This is a genomic window from Polymorphum gilvum SL003B-26A1, assembly GCF_000192745.1.
Taxonomy (GTDB): domain Bacteria; phylum Pseudomonadota; class Alphaproteobacteria; order Rhizobiales; family Stappiaceae; genus Polymorphum; species Polymorphum gilvum.
Genome location: NC_015259.1, coordinates 1,480,045 through 1,504,402, shown reverse-complemented (window position 1 = coordinate 1,504,402; position 24,358 = coordinate 1,480,045). Strand labels below are relative to the sequence as shown.

Below are 24,358 nucleotides of genomic sequence, written 5' to 3'. Positions count from 1 at the left end.
AGATGCGCCGGCCACCACTGCCGGCGATCGGTCGCGGCGGTCAGGCCCGGTCAGGCCAGCCGGTCGAGTTCGGCCTCGAACGCGCGCCGGTACCGGTCGGCTTCCTCCGGCGGCAGGGCGTTGGTCATCTGCGGGAAGACGAGCTGGTGATAGGCGCGGGTCCGGCGGTCCCAGGGCATGGCCTCGGCGCGCCTCAACTCGGCCAGCACCGCCTCCAGCTTGCCGCGCACGCGCTCGGGGTCCAGCGCGTAGCGGGCCGGCTCGGCGGGGAGGAGGTCTCCCTGCACCGCGAACATGTCGAGTTGGGCCTTGTTCATGCGTCCGCCGCCGTCACCGGAGAATCGGCCGTATTGTCCCCGGCCGCTCCGACCGCTTCAATCCCGATCAGCGGCTTTTCCAGAATGCGACCGAGCAGGTCCGCCTGGCGCGGCTCCAGCTTCGCCAGCCGGCCCAGCACGTGCAGCAGGTTCATCAGGTCGCTGGTATAGTCGGCGAGCCAGTGATCCGGCTGGATCCGGTCGAGCGGCGACGGCGGGCGGCGGTCGCCGATGATCGGGCGCGTGCGGTCGCGCTTGCGGTAGCTGAACCATTGGCGCAGCACCTGCTTGCCGGAGACCTCGTAGGCCCACGCCTCGGGCGGCACGTTGTCGATATGCCCCTTGCCGACGATCAGCCGGCGGCTGGCCGCGTCGTAGTCGATCGTGTCGGGCAGCGGCTCCGGCGCGCCGGGAATGGCGCCGTCGGCCGGAATGCGCGGCGCCTCCTCCGGCGAAAGGCGCGGCGGTCCCTTGGGGCGCCCCGCGGCCGGATCGGCGAAGCGCTCGCCGTAGCAATGCAGCCAGATCACCTCGCGGCCGAGCGCCACGGCCTCGAAAAAGAGCGTCGCGTCGGCGGTCAGCGGCACGCGCAGGCCCGGCTGCACGAGATCGTCGCGGAAGCGCTCGGTGAAGGCCGGATGGGCGAGCGTGGCGGCGAGATAGGCCATCACATCGGCGGGCGTGACTTCCTGCCCGTAGGCATCAGCGAGGAAGGCGAGCACCTCCGGCCGGATGTTGGACCGGCTGGCGCCGGCATCGCGAAAGAGCGGCATCACCCGGCCGCCGAACGAGCCTTTGTAGTGGTGAAGATCGGGAATCAGGTCGGTGATCGTGATAGCAGGACCCGATGTCGGAGAGTGCGCGTCGAGCGCGGTCAGCTTCCGGCCCGCGGTCTCGACGTCGCCGCCGAGCCGCACGATGGAGCCTTCGAGCTTGCCGTCCCGCCACAGGCTGAAAGCGTTGCCGTCGGTGTAGATCAGGTTCGGCAGCGACTTGAGCTTGCTCCACTGCTCCTTGTCGTGCGGATCGTTGAACCGGCGCGGATCGGCACCCTTGCCCGGCGCCTTGACCTCGATGAAGCCGACCAGCGCCTTGCCGACCGTGACGGCATAGTCGGGGCGCGTCTTGATGTCGGCGAGGCTGGTTTCGCCGACCAGCCTGACGCCACCCGAATGCGGCACCGCCAGCGGCGCGAGCCCGGCCTCGATCAGGATTTCCAGCGGACCGCGCAACTGGTCCTCCGGCGATCCCGAAATCGCCGGATTGGACAGCTTGGCGCGCGCGCTTTCCCCGAACGCGGCCACGATGTCTTCAAGTGTCGGCTTCGGCATGAGAATCCACCGGCAACGCCACTCTAGGCAGAGCCGCGCGGAAGGAAAACCGAAACCTTTGCCCCCGGCAACCGGCGGCCTTGCCTGCGCCGGCCGGGCGGGCTACCCATGTCCTGCTGCCGTCCGCACGATGCGACAGGAGCCATGACGCTCAAGCTCAGACCCGCCCGCCTTTCCGACACCGCGCCGCTCACCGACATCCTGCACCGGTCCAAGGCTTCCTGGGGCTATCCGGCCGACAAGATGGATCAGTTCCGCGCCGAGGTCCGCATCACGCCGGCGACCATCGCGGCCCAGAGCCTGACCGTCGCCGAACGCGACGGCCGCCCGGTCGGCTTCGCCGGCGGCGAGGCGAAGGCCGACCACTTCTACCTGCACTTCCTGTTCGTCGCCCCCGAGCACCAGCGCCGCGGCATCGGCCGGCTCCTGCTCGCCGCCGCCGAAGACCGCGCCCGTGTCCTCGGCCTCGCCCGCATCCTGCTCGAAAGCGACGTCAACGCCGTCGGCTTCTACACCCGGCACGGCTTCTCCGTCCTGTCGGAGCGCGACAGCACCATGGCCGAGGGACACCGGATCCCGTTGATGAACTACGCCCTGCCGCCCATGGTCCGCCCGCTTTCCGGCGTCGACCTGCGCCTGGCGGCGAACCAGCCCTGGCCGTTCGAGCTGGCCAACCGCCCGGCGATCGAGGCGCACTGGCGCGAAGCGCAGCGCGCCAACCCGCATCTGTGGAACGGTCGCACCCTCAAGCTGGTCGACTGGACGCTGGCCGGCGGTCGCCTGTGCGGCGCCTGCGTCGAGACCTCCTTCGCCGCCTTCCTCGCCTGGCGCGACTGGGGCTGCCCGGACCGCGCCGCCTGGAACGCCTTCGGCTCCGCCCTCGTGCGCAGCCGCGACGGCGCCCTGCTCTACGGCATCATGGCGCCGACCACCGCCAACGCCGGCCTCGTCTATCCCCCCGGCGGCAGCCTCGACCTCGCCGACCTCGCCGCGGACGGCAGCGTCGACGTGCTCGGCTCGATCGCCCGGGAGCTCGCCGAGGAAACCGGCCTTGCCGCCGCGGACGCCCATGCCGGCGCCCTGTTCGCCGTCCTCGACGGCCCGCGCCTCTCCGTCGCCCGCGCGTTCCGCTTCGACCGCGACGCCGATGATCTGCGTGCCGCCATGCTGCGTCATTCCCGCGCCAGCGCGGAGCAGGAACTTTCCGACATCGTGATCCTGCGCGAACCGGCCGATCTGCCGCGCGCCAACGTGCCCGCCTTCGCCCGCGCCCTCGCCGGCCACGTACTCGCCGGCCACGTACTCGCCGAAGGGCCGACCGACGCCGCGCCCTGACATCCCGACCCCGCCGGGGTGGCAGGCGTCCGGGATCCGTGCCACAGTCCGCCCGACCGACACCCGGACAGGAGAACCGCCCCATGGGACGCCGCTACGCCGTGCTCGACGTGTTCACCAGCCAGCCCCTCGCCGGCAACCCGCTCGCCGTCGTGCTGGACGCCGAAGGCCTCGACGACGGACGCATGCAGGCGATCGCGCGCGAGTTCAACCTGTCCGAGACGGTCTTCGTCCTGCCGGCCGAGAACCCCGCCCACAGCGCCTGCGTGCGCATCTTCACCCCAGCCGCAGAACTGCCCTTCGCCGGCCATCCGACCGTCGGCACCGCCGTCCTGCTGGCCACCGAACGCTTCGGGCAAGTCGACGGCGAGCAGGATGCCATGGTCGTGCTGGAGGAGATCATCGGCGCGGTGCGCTGCGGCGTGGTGCTGCGGGAAAACGCCGCCGGATTCGCCGAGTTCGACGTGCCGCGCCTGCCGCGCTCGATCGAGCCGGTCGCCGACAGCGACGCCATCGCCGCCGCCCTCGGCCTCGAGCCGAGCGAGATCGGTTTCGAGAACCACGTGCCGACCAGCTGGGAAGTCGGCGTGCCGTTCCACTACGTGCCGGTGCGCGATCTGGAGGTGATCGCCCGCGCCGCGCCGGTGCCCGCCCTGTGGGCCCGGGCCTTCGGCCAGGGCTCCCATCGCCACGCCTATGTCTATTGCCGCGAGACCCGCGCCCGCGACAGCGCCTTCCATGCCCGCATGTTCGCCCCAGACATGGGCCTTGTCGAGGATCCGGCCACCGGTGCGGCCGCCGCCTCCTTCGCCGGCCCCGTCCACCGCTTCGACGCGCTGCCCAACGGCACCCATTTCCTGCGCCTGGAGCAGGGCTTCGAGATGGGCCGCCCGTCGCTGATCGACCTCGGGATCGACGTCGAAGGCGGCGCCCTGCACGCCGTGCGCATCGGCGGCCAGGCGACCGTGGTCGCGCGCGGCGAGCTGTTCGTGTGAGGCACCCCGCGGCCGGTGTCCGGTCGCGGAAGCCGTGATCGTACCCGCCTCCCCCTTGCCCCCGCGCCGCCTTTCCGCTACAAACCCGGCATTAACCTCCTTGTCATCTTTCGCGCGCCATTCTGGTCGCCAGAGGTGATGACCCGAAAGGCCCGCAGTTCTCATGATCGCCCGCTGCGACATGATCGACCTGACCAGCGACGCGCCGACCGCGCGCGGCGGCCTTTCCCTCATTGGCGCCCTCCTTCTGCTTAGATGCCCCTGAGCGTCGGCTGCCCCATGCGCGGGCGGGCTCTCAGGGGATAGCGGACAACATCGACCATACGTGTCAATTCGCTCCCGCCAGGGCCCTGCCGATAGCGATCGGCCGCCGGGGAGCCAAGGGAAGGAACTCTCCATCATGACCGCCGAGATGGCCAAGGATCAGGTCAGGATCTTCGACACCACCCTGCGCGACGGCGAACAGTCCCCTGGGGCCTCCATGACGCTGGAGGAAAAGCTGCAGGTCGCCGAGATCCTCGACGACATGGGCGTCGACATCATCGAGGCCGGTTTCCCGATCGCCTCCAACGGCGACTTCGAATCCGTCCGCGAGATCGCCAGGCGCGCGAAGCGGGCGGTGATCGCCGGCCTCGCCCGCGCCATCCACGCCGACATCGACCGTTGCGGCGAGGCCGTCAGGCACGCCGAGCGCGGCCGCATCCACACCTTCGTGTCGACCTCGCCGATCCATCTGAAATACCAGATGAACAAGACCGAGGAGCAGGTGCTCGAGATCATCACCGACACGGTGACCCGCTCGCGCAACCTGATCGACGACGTCGAGTGGTCGGCCATGGACGCCACCCGCACGCCGCTCGACTACCTGTGCCGCTGCGTCGAGGCCGCCATCAAGGCCGGCGCCACCACAATCAACCTGCCCGACACGGTCGGCTACGCGACGCCCGACGAATACCGGCAGATGTTCGTCGACATCCGCAACCGGGTGCCCGACGCCGACAAGGCCGTGTTCTCGGTCCACTGCCACAACGACCTGGGTCTGGCGGTCGCCAACTCGCTCGCCGGCGTCGCCGGCGGCGCGCGCCAGATCGAGTGCACCGTCAACGGCCTCGGCGAACGGGCCGGCAACGCCGCGCTGGAGGAGATCGTCATGGCGATCCGCACCCGCGGCGACGTGCTGCCCTATGTCTGCAACGTTGAGCCGAAATACCTGATGCGCGCCTCCAAGCTGGTCTCGGCCGTTTCCAACTTCCCGGTCCAGTACAACAAGGCGATCGTCGGCAAGAACGCCTTCGCCCACGAGAGCGGCATTCACCAGGACGGCATGCTCAAGAATGCCGAGACCTACGAAATCATGCGTCCCGAGGACGTCGGCGTGAAGGCCACCTCTCTGGTCATGGGCAAGCATTCCGGCCGCCATGCCTTCAAGGACAAGCTGAAGGAACTGGGCTACGAGCTCGGCGACAACGCCCTGCAGGACGCCTTCCGCCGCTTCAAGGACCTCGCCGACCGCAAGAAGCACGTCTATGACGAGGACATCGAAGCCCTCGTCGAGGACGAGATCGCGACTGCCGGCGAAGGCGCCAAGGTCATAGCCCTGACCGTCATCGCCGGTACCGGCGGCCCGCAGAAGGCGATCCTGACCATGGACATCGACGGCCGCCACGAGACGCGGGAGGCTACCGGCGACGGTCCGGTCGACGCCACCTTCAAGGCGATCAAGGCGATCGTGCCGCACGACGCCCGCCTGTCGCTCTACCAGGTGCATGCGGTCACCGAGGGCACCGACGCCCAGGCGGAAGTGTCCGTGCGCCTGGAGGCCAACGGCCGCGTCTCCACCGGCAAGGGCGCCGATACCGACACGCTGGTCGCCTCCGCGCGGGCCTATGTCGCCGCGCTCAACAAGCTGTCGCTGCGCCAGCAGGCGCTCAACCCCGGCGCGCTCAAGGCGGTCTGACAAGGTGGCCTGACCTCGCCGTCGGCCGGGGCCGAACCTGACGACGAAGGGCGCGACACCCGCCGTGTCGCGCCCTTCTTGCGTCTTGCACGGCCCCGGCCCACCCACCGCCGTCGCCCGGCCGAGCGTAAGCCTCCGCCATTTTGTCGGAAGTCACCCCGGCCGCACCGCAGCGGAGAGCCGGCCCACTCGTTGCCAGAACGGTAGTTGCTGGCGTCGGTCCGCGCCGCTTCGCCCATTGGCAGGAGGGCCGCAATCGGCCCCGGTTCTCCGCTGCCTCCCGACCCGGCGACGGAAAGAGCGCAAGAATCGGCCCCCGATCGCCTCCCGATCAGGCCCTCTTGTCAGGCATTGGAAACCAGCTTCTGCATCGCCGGGCTGAGGATCTGGTAGACGTCGCAGGGCATGCCCTTGATGCTGCGCGTCTCGCGATAGGTCAGCCCGGCCTTTTCCAGCACCCGTCGCGACGCGCGGTGGTCGGTGCGGCAGAAGCCGATCAAGTGCGTGTAGTAGGTCTTGTCGAAGAACCAGCGGGTCAGCGCCCGGCTGATCTCGGTGGCATAGCCCTTGCCCCAGTGGGCCCGCATGAACGAATAGCCCATCTCGATTTCCGAGGTCTCGTCGTAGGGCGTGAAGCCGGCGCGGCCGACGAACTCGCCGTCGCGGGTCAGGATCTTCCACTTGCTGAAGCCGTGCCGCTCCTGGTCGGTGATGAACTTGTCCAGCTTGCGCCGCACCGTGGCCTTGTCCCAGGCCGCCGCGGTTCCCAGATAGCGGTTGACCTCCGGATCCGCGTGCAACGCCTCCATCAGCGGCAGATCGTCCTGCCTGAACGGCACTGCCCGCAGGCGCTCAGTCGCCAGAACGGTCTCTAGCATCTCTCGCTCCCTTACCGCGTCGCACAACCCCTCCCACGTACGGCACCCCACAGATAGCTCCAGATTGTGCAGATACAAGGGCCGAATGAGATATTTTACCGATACACACAGCCAGCCTCACGCCGGTCCGGATCCCGCCCCGTCCGCCATCGCCAGCAGATGCGCCACGCAGTGCCGGCAGTCCGACGATCCGAACCCCGGCATCGGCACGAAAGCCCCGAACTCGGCCTGCAGCGCGGCGGCAAGAGCGCATTCGCCGTGTTCGAGGAACGCTGCGGCGGCGATCTCCGTCGCGATGCCGCTCAGCCGGTCGATGTGCCAGCGCCGCCGCTTGTCGGCGCGCAGGTGCCGGCCGATCCGGGCGCGCAGGCCGCCGGGTCCGCGCGCGCTGCCGCAATAGAGGTAGAGTCCGGCCAGCAGCCTGCCCGCCCCCTGCCGCGCGAGGTCAACGACGACCGGTTCGGCGAGCCGCAGCACCAGCACATAGGCGCCGGGGAGCGCGGGAAGCCGCTCCGCCTCGCCCTCGCCAACCCAGACCGCGGCACCGAGCCGGCGGGCGATCGCCTCGCTCTCCTCCGGCGCGCGCCGCATCAGCCGGAGACCGCGTCGGCGATCCGCTCCGCCATTGCCGCCGTCGTCTCGGCGGCCGGATCGAGCCGGGCCCAGTCGCCCATCTGGTTGCGGAACCACGTCTCCTGGCGCTTGGCATATTGCCGGGTCGCAACCGTCAGCCGTCGCGCCGCCTCCTCCAGGTCGATCTCCGCCGCAAGATGCGCCGCGATCTCCTTCACCCCGATGGCGCGCATCGCCGGCAGGCGCGGCGATAGGCCCCGCTTCAGCAGGGCGGCGACCTCGTCGATTGCCCCGCCCTCCAGCATGGCTTCCGCCCGCCGCGCGATCCGCTCGTGCAGCCAGGCGCGCGGCGGCGCCAGCACCAGCCGCGTCGTCTCGGCCTCGGCAAGGGTCGCCGCGCCCTGCGACGCCGCCTGCCAGTCGGCCAGCGTCCGGCCGGTCGCCTCGACCACTTCCAGCGCGCGGGTCAGGCGCTGCAGGTCGGCGAGACGCTCGGCCGCCTGCGGATCGCGCGTCCTGAGCGCGGCGCGGATCGCCTCCGTCCCTTCCGTCTCCGCCACGTGCCGCCACCGCGCCCGGATCGCTTCCGGGATCGCTGGCAATTCCGCCAGGCCCTCGATCAGCGCCTTGAAATAGAGCCCCGTGCCGCCGACCAGGATCGGCACCCGGCCCGCCTGCCGCGCCGCCTCGATCGCCGGGCGCACCAGGTCGAGCCACTCCCCGGTCGAAAACGGCTCGGCCGCCGGCCGCACGCCATAGAGCCGATGCTCCGCGCTCGCCTCCTCCTCCGCCCCCGGCCGCGCCGTCACGATCGAAAGCTCCCGGTAGATCTGCATGGAATCGGCGTTGATCACCACGCCGCCGAGCCGGCACGCGAGGTCGAGCGCGAGAGCCGACTTGCCGCTGGCCGTCGGCCCCGCTATCAGGAGCGCGCCCGGTGCGCCGCGCGGCGTCCGCCCGCCCTCAGGAAGAGACACGTCCATGACCCTTGTTGCCACGCTCGTTTCCAATCCGGCCGCGCCCGCGCTCGATGCCGCGCTGCTGGCAGAGGCGCGGAGCCGCCTGACCGCGCCCGCCGCGGCCGATGTCCTGGCCGAGGGCGTCGCCGCCGATCTGGCCGTCGGCGCCGGTCTCGACGCCGAGGCCGCCGAGGCCGCCCTGCGCGATCTGGTCGCCGGCCGGCCGCTCGACGTCTTTGTGCAGCCCCGGGCCCGCCGGCGCAAGCGCCTGCTGATCGCGGACATGGATTCCACCATGATCCAGCAGGAATGCATCGACGAGCTGGCCGCCGAACTCGGCCTCAAGGACCATATCGCCGCGATCACCGAACGGGCCATGCGCGGCGAGATCGAGTTCGAGCCGGCCCTGCGCGAGCGCGTCGCCCTGCTCAAGGGCCTGCCGGTCGATGCCGTGCAGACCGTGCTCGACAGCCGCATCCGCCTCACCCCCGGAGCGCGGGCGCTGGTGCACACCATGAAGCAGCACGGCGCCTATTGCGCCCTGGTCTCAGGCGGCTTCACCCTGTTCACCGCGCCGATCGCGGCGCAGATCGGCTTCGACGAGAACCAGGCAAACCGCCTGCTGATTCAGGATGGCCGGCTCACCGGCGAGGTCGAGGAACCGATCCTCGGTCGCCTGGCCAAGCGCGAGCGGTTGGAGCATCTGGTTGCCGAGAAGGGCCTTGACTACGCCGAAACGCTGGCCGTCGGCGACGGCGCCAACGATCTGGCCATGCTGGACCGTGCCGGTCTCGGCGTCGCCTTCCGCGCCAAGCCGAAGGTCGCAGAGGCCGCCGACGCGCGCGTCGACCATGGCGATCTCACCGCGCTCCTCTACCTGCAGGGCTATCGCGCGAACCAGATCGCCCCCGACTGAGGCGGGTGGCGCGTATCAGCCGGCGGCGGCCGGGACGGTGGCGGCCGCCCGACCCTGCAGCAGCCGCACCGCATCGGCGGCCGGCATCGGCCGGCCGGTGAGGAATCCTTGCGCCTGGGTGCAGCCCTCGGCCTTCAGCGCCCGCAGCTGGTCCTCGGTCTCCACGCCCTCGGCGGTGGTGGTGATGCCGAGGCTCAGGCACAGGCTGGTCACCGCGCGGATCACCGCCCGGCTTTCGGCGTCCTCGCCGATGTCCTGGATGAAGGAACGGTCGATCTTGACCTTGTCGAAGTTGAACTTGCGCAGGTAGCTGAGGCTCGAATAGCCGGTACCGAAGTCGTCCATCGCGATGCGGATGCCGAGCCGCCGCAGGTCCTCCAGCACGCCGAGCGTCGCGTCCGTATCCTGCAGCAGGACGCCTTCGGTGATCTCGATTTCCAGCCGGCTCGGCAACAGGCCGGAACTGGCCAGGGCCGCCATGATGTCGAGCATGAGCGTACGGGTGCGGAACTGAACGGGCGAGATGTTGACCGCCACGCGCACGTCCTTCGGCCAGGTGGCGGCCTCCCGGCAGGCTTCCTTGACCACCCAGGATCCGATCTCGCCGATCAGGCCGGTTTCCTCCGCGATCGGGATGAAGTCGGCCGGCGACACATTGCCCCTGACGGGATGGGTCCAGCGCAGCAGCGCCTCGAAGCCGACCACCTCATGGCTCCCGATGTCGAACAGGGGCTGGTAGTGCAGGGCGAACTCGCCGCCCTCGAGCGCCTTGCGCAAGTCCAGTTCCAGTTCCCGGCGCGCCTGCATGCGCGCGTCCATGTCCGACTCGAAGAAGCAGTACGTGTTGCGCCCGTCCTGCTTGGCCCGGTACAGCGCCATGTCGGCGTGCTTCATCAGCACGTCCGCGTCGGTGCCGTCGTCCGGCGCCATGGCGATGCCGACCGAGGCGCCGACCACGATGAAGTTGCCGTCGACCTCGTAGGGGATCCGGATCGTCTCGATCAGCCGGTCCGCGGCCGCAGAGGCGTCTTCCGCGCGCGGGTTGCCGGCCAGCATGATGGCGAACTCGTCGCCGCCCAGCCGCGCGACGTGGTCGTGGCGCCCGACCGCCGCGCGCAGGCGCTTGGCGACCTCGACCAGCAGCCGGTCGCCGGTCGGATGGCCCAGCGTGTCGTTGACCGCCTTGAACTGGTCGAGGTCGATATAGAGCAGCGCCAGCCGCCGGGCCTTCCGCCGCCTGAGCAGCGCCTCGCAGGCCTCCTCGCGGAACAGCACCCGGTTGGCCAGGCCGGTCAGCGCGTCGTGATGGGCCAGGTGGGCGATACGCTCCTCCTGACGCCGCCGCTCGGTGATGTCCTCGTGCACGGACACCGTGCCGCCTTCTGGGGTAACGCCGGCGGTCACCACCACCGTCCGCTCGCCGTTCAGGTCGAGCGCCTTCTGGCCGTCCAGGAAATAGTTGAGGCGCAGCAGCTTCGACTGGTCAGGCTCGTCGAGTACAGAAGCGCCGTTCTTCAGGCAGGCGCGGATCACGTCGGCGACCGGCTGACCCACGATCTCCCGGCCGTCGTCGAGACCGTAGAGCTTGCGGAAGTTCTCGTTGCACAAGATCACCTTGCGGCTCGCATCCGTCAGCAGGATGCCTTGCGGGATGCTTTCGATCGCCGACGAAAGGCGTTCGAACTGCTGGCGAACCTCCGCCCGCGACTCCTGGAGCAGCCGCTGGCGCGCCTCTTCCAGGCTCCTGGTCATGGCCGCGAAGGACGATGCCAGCACGCCGATCTCGTCCCTGCGGGCGCAAAGCCCGGCCGGTATCGGCACGTCGTGGCGTTCCGAGACCTGGATCCGCCGGATATGGGCCGTGAGGAGTTCGATCGGCCGCACCACCCGGATGCCGAACACGACGATGGCGATCGCGCAGGTCAGCGACGCCGCCCCGGCCAGAAGATGGATGGCGAAGGTCGCATCGCCGACCTTGCCGTTCATGGCCTCGATCGCCTGCTCGTTCATCAGCCGCGCCCGGTTGGCCAGGATATGGACCGCCTTGCGCAGGCGCGACCCGGTCACGTGATGCTGCGCCTCCTCGCGGGCCATCTGCACGCGCAGATCCATGCCGCGCTCGATCAACGCATGCAGGCCGTCCGGTCCCGTCAGCCTGGCGCGCAGGTCGTCCGCCATGGACTGGAAGCGAGTTGCGGCATCGTCCTCGCCGATCGCGCGGATCAGCTTCGCCAGGTTGGCGATCTCGTGCGTCAGTACGTCTGTGACGCGCTCCTGGACGAACAGCGCCGCCCGCACCGCCTCCGGATCGGCCAGGAGGATGTCCCGGTGCAGGCTGTCGCGCAGCCGCGCAGCCTGTTCACGCGCCGCGTGAATACTGCTGAGCACGAATGCACGGCCTGGGCCCGCCTCCACCCCGCCGCGCTGCCAGGTCGCGCTGCGGACCTGACCGTCGAGCCTGAACAGCAGGTTGCGGACCAATGTCCCGGTCTCGGCCTCCAGCCGGTCGCGTGCGGCGATCCACTCCCGATAGGCCTGGCAACTCCCGATCATCGCCTTGTGCTGCTCGATCAGATCGTCGCGGGCGGTTGCGATCGCACCGGCGAGGTCGCCCAGACCGACGCCGCGGGCGTGCCGCTCGAGCCGATCGATGTCCGCGTAGCTGGTCCGCTCAAGGTTGGCGATCGCCTCTTCGACATGTCCGTCCTGCTTCAGGAAGCATTCCTGCACGACCTCGTGCGCCAGGGCGCCGACGTGCTGCACCGTGTCGGAGGCTTTGAGCGCCGCATGATAGAGCGGTCCTGTCGTCTGGTTGGTCACCGAGATGGCGTCGGACAGGGCAACGATATTGCGGTCGCTCAACACGCTCAACGCCGCCAGCAGCACGATGATGACCATGCCGGCGAACGCGATCCTGGCCCGCAGGCGACGCGCGATATAACGCATGAAGCCCGTCATCCGCCGCCTCGCGCTCCCTCGCACGTCCGCCCCGCGGCGGAGCGCTCAGGCGCTGCGCCAAGGCTCGTCCGTGGTTCCGGCATTCCGTTCGCTCCCCACAACATGCGGTATCACGGGCACGGCACGCTCCGCAGGAGCATCGGCGCCGCACCATGTGATGGGCATTCTTACCGAGCTTCCGGTATATTTCGTAAATTTCCGCTGCGTTTTTTCAGGCCGCCGTGCCCTCCGCTCGCCCGGGGCGACGGCGGAGGGGGTATGTGCATGCTCCCTCCCATGGGGAGAGGGCTGGGGTGAGGGAGAGCGCCCCGGCGTGAGGGGATGCAGCGGATCGTTCGGCGCCTCTGCCGCCCTGCGGAGAGCCCCCCCTCAGCCAGAGTTCGCTCCGACCCCTCCCCAGGGGGTAAGGCCCATAGACAGCGGTTCACCGGCCCCGGCCGCAGCGCCGGGGCACACTCGCGGGGCAGCCTGCCGAAGGTGAGAAGGAGCATGCCGGCGGTGCGCACCGAGCCATGCGACCACCGCTCCGGCAACGAGTGGGTCTCGCGGTGCCGCGGCCGCACGACCGCCCGGATCACTCCTCAATGCGCAACGGCACGAAGCGCAGTTCTCCGGTCGGGTTCGACAGCAGCAGCAGGGCCGACTTGCGCTTCTCCGCCTTAAGCGCCGCGATCCGGTCGAGCACGTCCTTTGGCGTGGCGACCGGCTCCTGGCCGACTTCCTTGATCACGTCGCCCGCCTGCACACGCTTGTCGGCGGCGACACTGCCCGGCGCCACCTCGGTGACCACCACACCCTCGATCTCGGCGTCGATCTGGAACTTCTCGCGCAGTGCATCGTCGAGGTCCGCGAGGATCATGCCCAGCGCCTCGCTCTGCGGCGCCTGCTCGGTCTCCTGCTTCGGCGCCGCGCCGCCACCGTTCTCGGCCGCTTCGGCGTCCTCGAGCCGGCCGAGCGTCACCTGCAGCGTCACTTCCTCGCCCTTGCGCAGCACGACGACGTCGACCGCCTTACCGATCGCCGTGTCGGCGACCATCCGCGGCAGGTCGCGCATCGCCGGCACCGGGCGGCCGTCGAACGAGACGATCACGTCGCCGGGCTGGATGTCGGCCTGCGCGGCCGGCCCGTCCTCCGACACGCCGGCGACCAGGGCGCCCTTGGCCTCATCCATGCCCAGGCTCTCGGCGATCTCGTCGGTCACTTCCTGGATGCGCACGCCGAGCCAGCCGCGCCGCGTCTCGCCGAACTCGCGCAGCTGCGCGATGACGTTGACCGCAGTCTTGGCGGGAATCGCGAAGCCGATGCCGATCGAGCCGCCGGAGGGCGAGATGATCGCGGTGTTGATCCCGACCACCTTGCCGTCCATGTCGAACAACGGTCCGCCCGAATTGCCGCGGTTGATCGAGGCGTCGGTCTGGATGAAGTTGTCGTAGGGGCCGGCGTTGATGTCGCGGTTGCGCGCCGACACGATGCCGACCGTGACCGTGCCGCCAAGGCCGAACGGGTTGCCGATCGCCATCACCCAGTCGCCGACGCGGATCGCGTCGCTGTCGCCGAAGTCGACCGCCTTCAGCGGCTTGGTCGGCTTGACCTTGAGCACGGCGAGGTCCGTCTTCTCATCAGAGCCGAGCACCTCGGCCACCAGCTTGGTGCCGTCGTTGAAGTTGGCGGTGATCTCGTCGGCGCCCTCGATCACGTGGTAATTGGTGATGATGATGCCGTCCACGCCGTCGATGACAAAGCCCGAGCCGAGCGACTGCACCTGGCGCGGCTGGTCCCTGTCGCGGTTCTGACGGTTGAAGAATTCCTCGAAGAACTCCTGGAACGGCGAGCCTTCGGGCACCTTCGGCAGCGGCACCGAGCGCTGCGCCTTGACCGTCTGCGCGGTCGAGATGTTCACCACCGCGTCGGCGAGGCCTTCGGCGAGGTCGGCGACCGATGCCGGCCCCTGCGCCAGCGCCGGCGGCAACGGCATCGCCACGGTCAGCGCGACGGCCGCGGCGACGGCCACCGCCGCGCCACGGATGATCAGTTTCGGTGCGAGCAAGCGGGCCATCGGCCGGTCTCCTTCCATCCCGTCGGGCCATCCCATCGGGCGCGGCATTCCGCCGCCTGGATACACGCGCAAGGGTGCACGACATGCAGCCCTTTTTCCACGCTTTCGTGACGCGGCGCCGGCAAGCGCGCGGCGCCCGTCAGCCGCGGATCAGCCAGACCAGGAAGACCCCGACGGCAAGCGCTGCGAGGCCCGCCATGCGCAGCATCTGGTCCGGCATCTGCAGGGCGCTGCGCATGACGTTCTTCATGCCGCCGGGCGCCAGCGCGTAGAGGGTCCCCTCCAGCGCCAGCACCAGCCCGACGGCGGTCAGGAAGTCGCTCATTGAGCGGGCGATGCCGTGGGCCGGTTGTAAAGACCCGCCGGATCGTTGAAATAGCGGAAGAAGTTCGAATCCGGCGACAGCACCAGGCTCGTTCCGCCGTCCTTGAAGCCGGTCTCGTAGGCCTGCATCGAGCGGTAGAAGGCGAAGAAGTCCGGGTCCGCCCCGAAGGCCTCGGCGAAGATGCGGTTGCGTTCCGCATCGCCGTCACCTCGGATGATTTCCGCGTCGCGCCGGGCCTCGGCGACCAGCACGGTTGCGTCACGGTCCGCGCGCGAGCGGATGCGGCGGGCCTGCTCCTCGCCCTGGGCGCGGATTTCGGTCGCCTCGCGCTGGCGCTCGGTCTGCATGCGCGAGAACACCGCCTGGCTGTTGGCCTCCGGCAGGTCCGCGCGGCGGATCTTCACGTCGACCACCTCGATGCCGAGCGCAGCGGCGCTGGTGCCGACGTCGCGGCGGATGCTGTCCATCAGCGCCGACCGGTCGTCGCGCACCACGGCCGTGAACGAGGCCCGGCCGAGTTCCGTGCGCAGCGACGACTGCAGGAAGGTCGACAGGCGCTGGTTCGCCTCGCGGATGTTGTTGACGCGCTGGAAGAACAGCACCGGGTCCTGGATGCGGTAGCGCGCGAAGGCGTCCACCACGAGGCGCTTCTTGTCGGAGGCGATCGCCTCCAGCGGCGGCATGTCCAGGTCGAGGATGCGCTTGTCGAAGAAGACGACGTTCTGCACCAGCGGGATCTTGAAGTGCAGCCCGGGCTCCTGCGCCACGCGGATGATCTTGCCGAACTGCAGCACCAGCGCCTGCTGGGTCGGGTTGACGATGAACATCGCCATGTAGACCGCGAAGGCTGCGGCGGCGAGCAGGATGGCGACGACGCCGAGGATACCGTTCTTCATCACTGGGCTCCTCCGGTGCGGGTCGCCGCCGGCGTCTGCGTCCGTCCGGTCAGCTCGTTGAGCGGCAGGTACGGCACCACACCCTGGCTGCCCTGGCTGTCGATGATGATCTTGGAGTTGCTGCCCAGGACCTTTTCGATCGTTTCGAGATAGAGCCGCTCGCGCGTCACGTCGGGCGCCTTCCTGTATTCGTCGAAGATCTTGGTGAAGCGCTGCGCCTGACCGGTCGCCTCGGCGATCGTCTGGTCGCGATAGGCGCTCGCCGCTTCCATCACCCGCGCCGCCTCGCCGCGCGCTTCCGGCACGATCCGGTTGGCGTAGGTCTGCGCCTCGTTCTGGATGCGCTCCTGGTCCGCACGCGCCGCCTGCACGTCGCGGAACGCGTCGATGACCTGCTGAGGCGGATCGACCTTCTGCATCTGCACCTGGGTGATCTCGATGCCGGCCCGATAGGTGTCCAGCGTCGACTGCATCAGCTCCTGCACGGCGATCTGGATCGGCGCGCGGTTCTCGGTCAGGATCGCGTCGATGTTGGACTCGCCGACCACCTCGCGCATGGCGCTTTCGGCGACCGCCTTCACGGTGCCTTCCGGGTTCTGGATGTTGAACAGGAAGTTGGCGACGCCCTCGCGAGTGTTCTGGATGCGCCACTGGACCTTAAAGTCGACGTCGACGATGTTCTCGTCGCCGGTCAGCATGAGGCTTTCCTCGGGCACGTCGCGCGAGCGCACGCTCGATCCGGAGACGAATTCCTCCATGCCGACGGTCATTTCGCGCTGCCGCTCGACGTCGGGCGTATAGACCTCGCCGATCGGATAGGGCCAGTTGTAGTTCAGGCCCGGCGCGGTCTGGTCGCTGACCTGACCGAACACCAGTTCGACGCCGACCTGACCCTGCTCGACCCGGTACAGGCCGGTCAGCATCCACACGCCGACGACCACCACGCCGGCCAGCAGCATGCCCTTGGCGCCGAGGTTGCCGCCGCCGCCGGGCAGCACCGTCTTCATCCGGTCCTGGGTGCGCTTCAGCAGTTCCTCAAGGTCGGGTGGCGTGCCGCCGCCCCGGCTCGGGCCGCCGCCCCAGGGTCCGCCGCTGCCGCCACCGCCGCCGCCCCAGGGCCCGCCGGTGTTTCCGCCGCCCTTCCAGCCGCCGCCTCCGCCACTCTGGTTGCTCCAAGGCATCAAGACTTCCTTCCTCGGGGCGCCGGCAGATCCGGTCGCCTGATTGAACCCGCGTGTTTTCGCTTGCTGGGGGTTATAGGGAAGTTACCGGCCGCTTTCAACGAAACCCGACCGGCGCCGCCCGCTTCCTCCCGTCGCAGTGCGCTGGCTGCGCAGGTGGGTCGGCGCGGCCGGTCTGTCAAGGCCGTCCCGGCGTCAATCGGCGCCACCGAGCAGCATATCGACATGCGCGATGCCGTCTTCCAGATAGGGCGGCGAGACGGCGGCGAATCCGTGCCCGGCATAGAAGTCCTCGAGATGCGCCTGCGCCGACAAGGCGATGGCGCAGCCCGGATGGAGCGCCCGCGCCCGGGCGATGCCCTCCGCAACCAGCTGGTGCCCGAGCTTGAGGCCGCGCCGCTGCGGCGCCACCACGATCCGCCCCAGCCGCGCCTGCGGCCCGTTTACGCCCGGGGCGAACAGGCGCAGGCAGCCGGCCAGGGCGCCGTCGGCATCGCGCAGCAGATAGTGCTCGGCCTGCGGATCCAGGCCGTCAATCTCCCGGTAAGGGCAGGCCTGTTCGACCACGAACACGTCGACCCGGAGCTTCAGCAGCGCATGGAGTTCGGCCACCGACAGTTGGTCGAACCGACGCCAGACACCCGTGAACGCGCTCTCCGCCATCGCCCCCGCCATCGCGTCAATGCGCCAGGAACAGCGGGATGCCGGTCCGTTCCAGCATGGCGCGGGTCGTGCCGCCGAGGATCGCCTCGCGCAGGCGCGAATGCTCGTAGGCGCCCATGACGATCAGGTCCGCGCCGATGTCCTCTGCGGTCGCAAGCAGCGCCTCGCCCGCCGGCTTGCCGCCCGAGGGCACCGGCGTCACCGTCACCTTGAGCCCGTGGCGGGCCAGCACCAGCGCCATATCGGCGCCGGGATCGTCGCCGTGGTTCTCCGGCCCGCTCACCGGATCGACCAGCACCAGCGTCACCTCCTCCGCCCGCAGCAGCAGCGGCAGCGCGTCGGCAAGCGCGCGCGCCGCCGTGCGCCGCGAGTTCCAGGCGACCATGACACGCCGCCCGATCGGCCTGTCGCCGATGCCCGCCGGCACCACCAGCACCGGCCGGCCGGAATCGAACAGCGCCCCGTCGACGACCTGGTACTCGACGCCGCCCAGATCGCCGGCGACCGCCCGCAGCAGCACGACCAGGTCGGCATAGATCGCATGGCGGGCGACCAGGTTGTCTTCCCGCTCGGCGATCGCCAGGCGCGGGCGCACATCGAACGACAGTCCCTCGCACGCGAGCCGCGCCTCGACCGCCGCGCCGGCCGCCTTCAGCCGTGCCTCGCGCCGCTCGCTCTCCTCCAGCCAGATCTGTGCGTAGCCTTGGCCGCCGTAGCCGTAGAACGGCAGCGGCGGCACCTCGCCGACCACCAGCACCGACAGATGCGCGTCGAGCGCGCGGGCCAGCCCGACCGCCGGCGCAAGCTCCAGCGTATCGGCCGCGGCGCCGTCGACGACGGCAAGCAGTGTCTTGAACGACATGGGGTCCTCCTCCGCCCGCGCGGGGCGCGATCTCCGAAGCCTCGGCCGCGCGCAACGCGCCTTTGCACCCTTCTACCTCATTGCGCCGGCGCGGGGATATCCTTCCGCCGCCAGGTGACGTGGCAGAAGCAGGCGCTGTCCTTCTCGCCGCGCACGCCCTCCACCCGCGCCGTCTCCTGCCACACGTCCCGGTCGATGGCCGGAAAGCGCGTGTCGCCCTCCGGCCGCGCGCGCACCTCGGTGATCTCCAGCCGGTCGGCGAGTGCCATCGCCTCGGCATAGATCTGCCCGCCGCCCATGACGACGATCTCGTCGGCGCCGAGATCTGCGGCCAGGTCCGCCGCCCGCGCCAGCGCGTCCGCAAGCGAGCCAGCCACCTCGACGCCCTCGGGCGCATAGGCGGGCTGGCGCGAGATGACGATATTCGGGCGTCCCGGCAGCGGCCGGCCGAGCGATTCGAACGTCTTGCGGCCCATCACCACCGGCTTTCCAAGCGTGATCGTCTTGAAGTGCCTGAGGTCCGACGGCAGGTGCCAGGGCATGTCGTTGTCCGCCCCGATCACGCCGTTCTCGGCAACGGCGGCGACGATGACGATCTGCGGGCGGAGGCGGGCGGAACTGGACGCCAAGGCAGGGACCTCGCGAGGCTGGACGGGAACGCGCGGGCGCTTCCGCACGCAAGCCCGGACCTTAGGGGATCGCCCGCCGCCGGTGTAGTCCGAGGCTGCACAAATCGGTGGACGCGGCAGCCCGGCTCGCCCTGCCGACCGCCGTGGCGGCTCCGGCATTTTTCAGTAGGTCGTTGCGGCACATTCCCTTTTCCTGAAACCTGCGTGAGCTTGGAACTGGACAACGTCCGGCGCAGGTGCTTTTTTCCGGCTTCGACCTGCGCGGCGACTTGCGCGGCGCAGGAACCGAAACGACAAGAACCCCGCATACTTGGGAGGTAAGTTTCATGGATAGACGCTCGTTCATCAGGACATCCGCGGCGCTCGGTGCCGGCGCCGCGACCGCGGCCCTCGCCGCTCCGGCGATTGCCCAGGACAAGATCACCTGGCGCATGGTCACCACCTGGCCGAAGAACTTCCCCGGCCTCGGCGTCGGTGCCCAGCGCCTCGCCGACCGCATCACCGCCGCCTCCGGCGGCCGCCTGACCATCCAGGTCTATTCGGCCGGCGAACTGGTGCCGCCGCTGCAGTCGCTCGATGCCGTCATCGGCGGCTCGGCGGAAATGTCGCATGGCGCCGCCTATTACTGGCAGAACAAGAGCGCCGCGCTGTCCTTCTTCACTGGTGTACCCTACGGCATGACCTCGCGCGAGCTCGCCGCCTGGGTGCGCTACATGGGCGGCCAGGAGATCTGGGATGAGATCTACGACCAGTTCGGCGTGCAGGGCTTCCTGTCCGGCGACACCGGCACCCAGGCCGGCGGCTGGTTCCGCAACGAACTGACCGGCCTCGACTCCGTCAAGGGCATCCGCTTCCGCACCCCCGGCCTCGGCGGTCGCGTGTGGGAAAAGCTCGGCGCCACGGTGACCAACATGGCCGCTGGCGAGATCTTCCAGGCCCTGCAGTCGGGCGCGCTGGACGCGGCCGAGTTCGTCGGCCCCTACAACGACCTCGCCCTCGGCTTCTACCAGGTCGCGAAGAACTACTACTTCCCGAGCTTCGTCGAGCCGGGTCTGGCGACCGAACTGGTCGTCGACAAGGCCAAGTACCAGGCGCTGCCGGCCGACCTGCAGGCGCTCGTGCGCGACGTCTGCCAGGCCGAGTACGACCAGGTCGCCTCTGACTTCTACGCCAACGACCCGCGTGCTCTGCAGACCCTGGTCAACGACCACGGCGTCAATGTCCGCGAGTTCCCCGAGGAGATCCTGGAGGCCGGCGCCAAGGCCGCCATGGAAATCATGGCCGAGTTGCGCGACTCCGGCGATGCGCTGACCAAGAAGACCACGGAAAGCTTCATCGCCGCGCTCAACATCGTCCGCACCCGCTCGGAAAAGACCGACGGCGCCTTCGTCACCGCGCGCGAGAAGTACTTCAAGATCTGACCTTTCGTCGGACGCGAAACGAAAAGCCCGGGCGCAAGCCCGGGCTTAGCGTGTCGACACACCCGCAACCTCTCCGGTGTCATTCCGGCCAAGCGTGAGCTGCGAGCCGGAACCGGAGAGCCACGATGTCGATGATGTCGATGGTCTCGATAAAGCAGACCGAGAGGCCCCGGCTCGCCGATCCCGCATCCGCGCTTCGCTGCGTGCGGGATAACGTGTTTGGAGACGTGTCAGCAGTCTGAAGCCCGGCGCATGCGCCGGGCTTTTTCGTCCAGTCGATTGGTTCGCCCGCTCACAGCACCTTGGGCAGCCAGGTGACGATCTGCGGGAACGCGAACAGCAACCCGATCGCGACCAGTTGCAGCAGCACGAACGGGATCACGCCCTTGTAGATCGCCAGCGTCGACAGGCTGGCCGGGGCGACGCCGCGCAGGTAGAACAGCGCGAAGCCGAACGGCGGCGTCAGGAACGATGTCTGCAGGTTGACGCCGACCAGCACGCCGAGCCACACCGGATCGACGTCGAGCGCCAGCAGGATCGGCGCGGTGATCGGGATCACGATGAAGATGATCTCGAACGTGTCCAGGATGAAGCCGAGCAGGAACATGATCAGCATGACCAGTGCCACCGCGGTCAGCGTGCCGCCCGGCAGGCTGGACAGGAACTCGTGCACCAGGTTGTCGCCGCCCATCAGGCGGAACACGATCGAGAACACCGAGGCGCCGAACAGGATGATGAACACCATCGAGGTGATCGTCGCCGTCGCGATCACCGTCTCGCGCAGGATCGCATAGGTGAGCCGCCAGCGCAGCGCGGCCAGCACGATCGCGCCGACCGCGCCGACCGAGGCGGCTTCCGTCGGCGTGGCGATGCCGCCGAGGATGGAGCCGAGCACCGAGACGATCAGCAGCAGCGGCGGCACCAGCGCGACGGCGACCTCCTTCCACAGCCCCGCCTTCTCCGCCTCCGGCACCGGCGTCGCCGGGCAGGACGCCGGGTCGGTGACCGCCTTGAACAGGGTCCACAGCGTGTAGAGGCCGACCAGCATCAGGCCCGGCAGAAGCGCGCCGGCGAACAGGTCGCCGACCGACACCGGCACGGGGGCGAAATTGCCCTTGGCCATCTGCACCTGCGAGTTGATGCCCGACAGCATGTCGCCCATGAAGATCAGCACCGTCGACGGCGGGATGATCTGGCCGAGCGTGCCGGAGGCGCAGATCACGCCGGACGCCAGTTTGGGGTCGTAGCCGGCACGCAGCATCGCCGGCAGCGAGATCAGGCCCATCGTGACCACCGTCGCGCCGACCACGCCGGTCGAGGCCGCCAGCATCGCGCCGACCACGATCACCGACAGGCCGAGACCGCCGCGCATGTTGCCGAACAGCTTGCCCATGGTCAGCAGCAACTGCTCGGCGATCTTGGACCGCTCCAGCATCACGCCCATGAAGATGAACAGCGGCACCGCCACCAGCACCTCGTTGGTCATGAAGCCGATGTAGCGGTTGGGCAGGCTGCCCAGGTTCGACGGGTCGAACACGCCGAACCACATGCCGACGAGACCGAACAACAGCGACACGCCGGCGAGCGTGAAGGCCACCGGAAAGCCCAGAATCAGGAAGGCAATGATGCCGAAGAACATGAGCCCCGACAGGAGCTCGCCGATCAGGACGGGATCCATCAGCGTGCAGCCTCCGCCAGGTCATCCGCCTTGCGGCCGTATCGCATCGCCGCCGGCACCAGGTCCTGCCGCCCGCCGAGCACCAGTACCGAACGCAGCAGCATGGCCACCCCCTGCAGTGCGACCAGCACCGCGAAACCGATGATGAAGGACTTCAGGATGAACAGCCCGGGCATGCCGCCGACATTCGCCGACGCCTCGTAGTAACCCCAGGCCCGGGTCACGAACGGCATCGAGTAGCGATAGACGATCCAGGTGAAGGGCAGCAGGAAGACGACCACGCCGATCGCGTCGATCACCGCCTTCTGCCGGTCGCTGGCCGGACGGTAGAAGATGTCGACCCGCACATGGTCGTCGCGCAGCAGCGCGAAGCCGGCGACGGCGGTGAACATCGCGCCGTTCAGCCAGATGTAGAGGTCCTGCATCCAAACGAAACTGGTCGCGAAGGCGTAGCGCAGCACCACCACCGTGAAGCACACCAGCACGATGCCGAGCGCCAGCCAGGAAAAGATCCGCCCCAGCAAGTTGTTGATCCCGCTTATGAGGCGGATGATCGCCGCGATCAGGGTCATCACGCGCCTGGTCCCCTTGTCGGTCAAATGTGCGCCGGACATGGCACAAACAGAGCGGTCCCGGCAACCGATTCCTGTCCGCCCGGTCGACAAAACGCAAGGCGACCGTCGATCCGGCCCCGCCCAAAGGTGCATGCGCCCCCTTCGCCGCCCTCACACCGCGATCGGCGCCTTGATGTGCGGATGGGGATCGTAGCCCGACAGCGTGAAGTCCTCGTAGGTGAAGGCGAACAGGTCGGTGACCGCCGGATTGAGCGTCATGGTCGGCAGCGGTCTGGCGGGTTTGGCCTGCCGGCGCGATCATAGGTGACGGGCGACATCCATCCTCTGGTGCAGGACCCGGATCACGACCAGGGCCTCTTCCGTGAGGCGGTAGAAGAGCAGATGGGCTCCGAAAGCAGCCTTGAAATATCCGGGTCGAACATCATCGACGGACCGCCCGGAAAGCGTCCCGGATGCCAGACCCGCGCAAGTCGCCTGCATGTCGCGGAAATATCGGATCGCCTGCGCTTCGCCCCATTGCCCGAGAGTATAAGCCCAGATGGCATCGAGATCCGCTTCCGCTGCCGGCGAGAACTGGATCCGCCGCATACCTAGTCGCTCGTCTTGTGGGCGAGAAATGTGTCGAAATCGAAATCCTTCGGCTCGCCGGACGCTTCGCCGGCCTCCAGGGCTGCCCTGAGGGCGTCCATCCGTGTTTCGTGCTCTTCAAGCAGGCGCAGTCCCGCCCGCACCACGTCGCTCGCGCTGCCGTAGCGCCCGGTCTTGACCCTTTGATCGACGAAATCGGCGAAATGATCGCCTAGGGAAATCGAGGTGTTGCGCGCCATTGTGCTCTCCGTCTGAAGGCAGAATACCAAATTTTGGTAAAACCGGAAGGCCAGCCGTCGATGGCACTGCTCGCGCTGGTCAGGTCGCGGCTTGTGCGCCGCAATTGGAACTCGGTAACGCCGCGCACGCGGACCGGTCGGTGAGACGCAGGGGAGCAGTCGTCCGGCCCCGACCAAAAAGGTCATGCGCCTCCCTTCGCCGCCCTCACACCGCGATCGGCGCCTTGATGTGCGGATGGGGATCGTAGCCCGACAGCGTGAAGTCCTCGTAGGTGAAGGCGAACAGGTCGGTGACCGCCGGATTGAGCGTCATGGTCGGCAGCGGTCGCGGTTCGCGCGTCAGCTGTTCGCGCGCTTGGGCAAAATGGTTGGCGTAGAGATGCGCGTCGCCGAAGGTATGCACGAAATGGCCCGGCTTCAGGCCGGTGACCTGCGCCACCATCATGGTCAGGAGCGCGTAGGAGGCGATGTTGAACGGCACGCCGAGGAACACGTCGGCCGAGCGCTGGTAGAGCTGGCACGACAGCCGCCCCTCCGCGACGTAGAACTGGAACAGCGCGTGGCAGGGCGGCAGCGCCATGGCGTCGACCAGTGCCGGGTTCCAGGCCGAGACGATCAGCCGGCGGCTTTCCGGCGTCTCGCGGATCATCCGGAGCACGGTCGCGATCTGGTCGATGGTCCGCCCGCCATCTTCGGGCGTCGGGGCCGGCCAGGAGCGCCACTGCGCGCCATAGACCGGGCCGAGTTCGCCATGCTCGTCGGCCCAGTCGTCCCAGATCTTCACGCCGTGCCGGTTGAGATAGCCGATGTTGGTGTCGCCGGCGAGGAACCACAGCAGTTCGTGGATGATCGACTTGAGGTGCAGCTTCTTGGTCGTCACCAGCGGGAAGCCCGCGGCGAGGTCGAAGCGCATCTGGTGGCCGAAGATCGAGCGCGTGCCGGTGCCGGTGCGGTCGCCGCGGTCGGTGCCCTCGTCGAGGATCTTCTGCATGAGGTCGAGATACTGCTGCACAACGTCGTCCCGTT

Annotated in this window: 23 protein-coding genes and 1 pseudogene; 5 read left to right on the top strand and 19 right to left on the bottom strand. The window is 68.9% G+C overall.

Annotation, left to right across the window (positions count from 1 at the left end):
* Positions 1-50 precede the first annotated feature (50 nt).
* Together SL003B_RS07050 and SL003B_RS07045 are read right to left on the bottom strand one after the other, a co-directional pair.
* A complete protein-coding gene (locus SL003B_RS07050) occupies positions 51-317 on the bottom strand; it encodes a hypothetical protein (RefSeq protein WP_013652138.1) in 267 nt (88 codons plus the stop codon).
* The gene (locus SL003B_RS07045) at positions 314-1,648 is read right to left on the bottom strand and encodes a type ISP restriction/modification enzyme (protein ID WP_013652137.1); all 1,335 of its coding nucleotides are present in this window, start codon (positions 1,646-1,648) and stop codon (positions 314-316) included. The genes SL003B_RS07050 and SL003B_RS07045 overlap by 4 nt, the downstream gene beginning before the upstream one ends.
* A 144-nt stretch (positions 1,649-1,792) precedes the next feature.
* On the opposite strand from SL003B_RS07045, the gene SL003B_RS07040 reads away from it, so the two are divergent.
* The 3 genes from SL003B_RS07040 to SL003B_RS07030 all read left to right on the top strand — a co-directional run bounded on the left by SL003B_RS07040 (position 1,793) and on the right by SL003B_RS07030 (position 5,935).
* Positions 1,793-2,983: a GNAT family N-acetyltransferase gene (locus SL003B_RS07040; protein ID WP_148259266.1), complete on the top strand. Its 1,191-nt coding sequence runs from the start codon at positions 1,793-1,795 to the stop codon at positions 2,981-2,983.
* An 83-nt stretch (positions 2,984-3,066) separates the two neighbouring features.
* Complete coding sequence (locus tag SL003B_RS07035) at positions 3,067-3,978, top strand: PhzF family phenazine biosynthesis protein (protein WP_013652135.1); 912 nt, start codon at positions 3,067-3,069, stop codon at positions 3,976-3,978.
* Positions 3,979-4,378: 400 nt separating this feature from the next.
* The gene (locus SL003B_RS07030) at positions 4,379-5,935 is read left to right on the top strand and encodes a 2-isopropylmalate synthase (protein WP_013652134.1); all 1,557 of its coding nucleotides are present in this window, start codon (positions 4,379-4,381) and stop codon (positions 5,933-5,935) included.
* A gap of 344 nt (positions 5,936-6,279) precedes the next feature.
* Here the strand turns inward: SL003B_RS07030 and SL003B_RS07025 are convergent, their stop codons facing one another.
* From SL003B_RS07025 to miaA, 3 genes are all read right to left on the bottom strand, one after another.
* Entirely contained in the window at positions 6,280-6,813 is a 534-nt protein-coding gene (locus tag SL003B_RS07025; RefSeq protein ID WP_013652133.1) for a GNAT family N-acetyltransferase, read from the bottom strand.
* Positions 6,814-6,930: 117 nt separating this feature from the next.
* The gene (locus tag SL003B_RS07020; RefSeq protein WP_013652132.1) at positions 6,931-7,404 is read right to left on the bottom strand and encodes a GIY-YIG nuclease family protein; all 474 of its coding nucleotides are present in this window, start codon (positions 7,402-7,404) and stop codon (positions 6,931-6,933) included.
* Entirely contained in the window at positions 7,404-8,384 is a 981-nt protein-coding gene (gene miaA / locus SL003B_RS07015) for a tRNA (adenosine(37)-N6)-dimethylallyltransferase MiaA (protein WP_242390343.1), read from the bottom strand. The genes SL003B_RS07020 and miaA overlap by 1 nt, the downstream gene beginning before the upstream one ends.
* Here miaA and serB point away from each other — a divergent pair.
* The gene (gene serB / locus SL003B_RS07010) at positions 8,368-9,261 is read left to right on the top strand and encodes a phosphoserine phosphatase SerB (protein WP_013652130.1); all 894 of its coding nucleotides are present in this window, start codon (positions 8,368-8,370) and stop codon (positions 9,259-9,261) included. The genes miaA and serB overlap by 17 nt on opposite strands.
* A gap of 15 nt (positions 9,262-9,276) precedes the next feature.
* On the opposite strand, the gene SL003B_RS22245 is transcribed toward serB, so the two are convergent.
* The 8 genes from SL003B_RS22245 to SL003B_RS06970 form a co-directional block, all read right to left on the bottom strand.
* Positions 9,277-12,207, bottom strand: a complete 2,931-nt coding sequence (locus SL003B_RS22245; RefSeq protein WP_148259265.1) for a putative bifunctional diguanylate cyclase/phosphodiesterase — start codon at positions 12,205-12,207, stop codon at positions 9,277-9,279.
* Between the two features lie 586 nt (positions 12,208-12,793).
* Positions 12,794-14,275 (bottom strand): DegQ family serine endoprotease, encoded by a 1,482-nt coding sequence (locus SL003B_RS07000; RefSeq protein ID WP_013652128.1) that lies wholly within the window; start codon positions 14,273-14,275, stop codon positions 12,794-12,796.
* Between the two features lie 139 nt (positions 14,276-14,414).
* Positions 14,415-14,600: a DUF2065 domain-containing protein gene (locus tag SL003B_RS06995; protein WP_013652127.1), complete on the bottom strand. Its 186-nt coding sequence runs from the start codon at positions 14,598-14,600 to the stop codon at positions 14,415-14,417.
* On the bottom strand, positions 14,597-15,496 hold the full coding sequence (gene hflC, locus SL003B_RS06990) for a protease modulator HflC (RefSeq protein WP_013652126.1): 900 nt from the start codon (positions 15,494-15,496) through the stop codon (positions 14,597-14,599). Before hflC ends, SL003B_RS06995 begins: the two co-directional genes overlap by 4 nt.
* Positions 15,496-16,677 carry an FtsH protease activity modulator HflK gene (gene hflK, locus SL003B_RS06985; protein WP_013652125.1) on the bottom strand — a complete coding sequence of 394 codons (1,182 nt, stop codon included), beginning with the start codon at positions 16,675-16,677 and terminating at the stop codon, positions 15,496-15,498. The genes hflC and hflK overlap by 1 nt, the downstream gene beginning before the upstream one ends.
* A gap of 195 nt (positions 16,678-16,872) precedes the next feature.
* Positions 16,873-17,340 (bottom strand): GNAT family N-acetyltransferase, encoded by a 468-nt coding sequence (locus SL003B_RS06980; protein WP_013652124.1) that lies wholly within the window; start codon positions 17,338-17,340, stop codon positions 16,873-16,875.
* Between the two features lie 16 nt (positions 17,341-17,356).
* Positions 17,357-18,202 (bottom strand): universal stress protein, encoded by an 846-nt coding sequence (locus SL003B_RS06975; protein ID WP_013652123.1) that lies wholly within the window; start codon positions 18,200-18,202, stop codon positions 17,357-17,359.
* A 77-nt stretch (positions 18,203-18,279) separates the two neighbouring features.
* Complete coding sequence (locus tag SL003B_RS06970) at positions 18,280-18,831, bottom strand: dihydrofolate reductase (RefSeq protein WP_049792560.1); 552 nt, start codon at positions 18,829-18,831, stop codon at positions 18,280-18,282.
* Positions 18,832-19,157: 326 nt separating this feature from the next.
* On the opposite strand from SL003B_RS06970, the gene SL003B_RS06965 reads away from it, so the two are divergent.
* Positions 19,158-20,252 (top strand): TRAP transporter substrate-binding protein, encoded by a 1,095-nt coding sequence (locus SL003B_RS06965; RefSeq protein WP_041375419.1) that lies wholly within the window; start codon positions 19,158-19,160, stop codon positions 20,250-20,252.
* 292 nt (positions 20,253-20,544) lie between these two features.
* On the opposite strand, the gene SL003B_RS06960 is transcribed toward SL003B_RS06965, so the two are convergent.
* The 6 genes and pseudogenes from SL003B_RS06960 to SL003B_RS06940 form a co-directional block, all read right to left on the bottom strand.
* A complete protein-coding gene (locus tag SL003B_RS06960) occupies positions 20,545-21,930 on the bottom strand; it encodes a TRAP transporter large permease (RefSeq protein ID WP_013652119.1) in 1,386 nt (461 codons plus the stop codon).
* Positions 21,930-22,502: a TRAP transporter small permease subunit gene (locus tag SL003B_RS06955; protein ID WP_013652118.1), complete on the bottom strand. Its 573-nt coding sequence runs from the start codon at positions 22,500-22,502 to the stop codon at positions 21,930-21,932. Before SL003B_RS06955 ends, SL003B_RS06960 begins: the two co-directional genes overlap by 1 nt.
* Before the next feature lie 153 nt (positions 22,503-22,655).
* A pseudogene (locus tag SL003B_RS22715) lies at positions 22,656-22,775 on the bottom strand (thymidylate synthase); the annotation flags it as partial.
* A 27-nt stretch (positions 22,776-22,802) separates the two neighbouring features.
* Positions 22,803-23,093, bottom strand: coding sequence for a type II toxin-antitoxin system RelE/ParE family toxin (locus SL003B_RS06950; RefSeq protein ID WP_013652117.1), 291 nt, complete (start codon positions 23,091-23,093; stop codon positions 22,803-22,805).
* Positions 23,094-23,095: 2 nt separating this feature from the next.
* Positions 23,096-23,332 carry a type II toxin-antitoxin system ParD family antitoxin gene (locus SL003B_RS06945; RefSeq protein ID WP_013652116.1) on the bottom strand — a complete coding sequence of 79 codons (237 nt, stop codon included), beginning with the start codon at positions 23,330-23,332 and terminating at the stop codon, positions 23,096-23,098.
* A gap of 205 nt (positions 23,333-23,537) precedes the next feature.
* Positions 23,538-24,344, bottom strand: a complete 807-nt coding sequence (locus SL003B_RS06940) for a thymidylate synthase (RefSeq protein ID WP_041375418.1) — start codon at positions 24,342-24,344, stop codon at positions 23,538-23,540.
* Positions 24,345-24,358 lie beyond the last annotated feature (14 nt).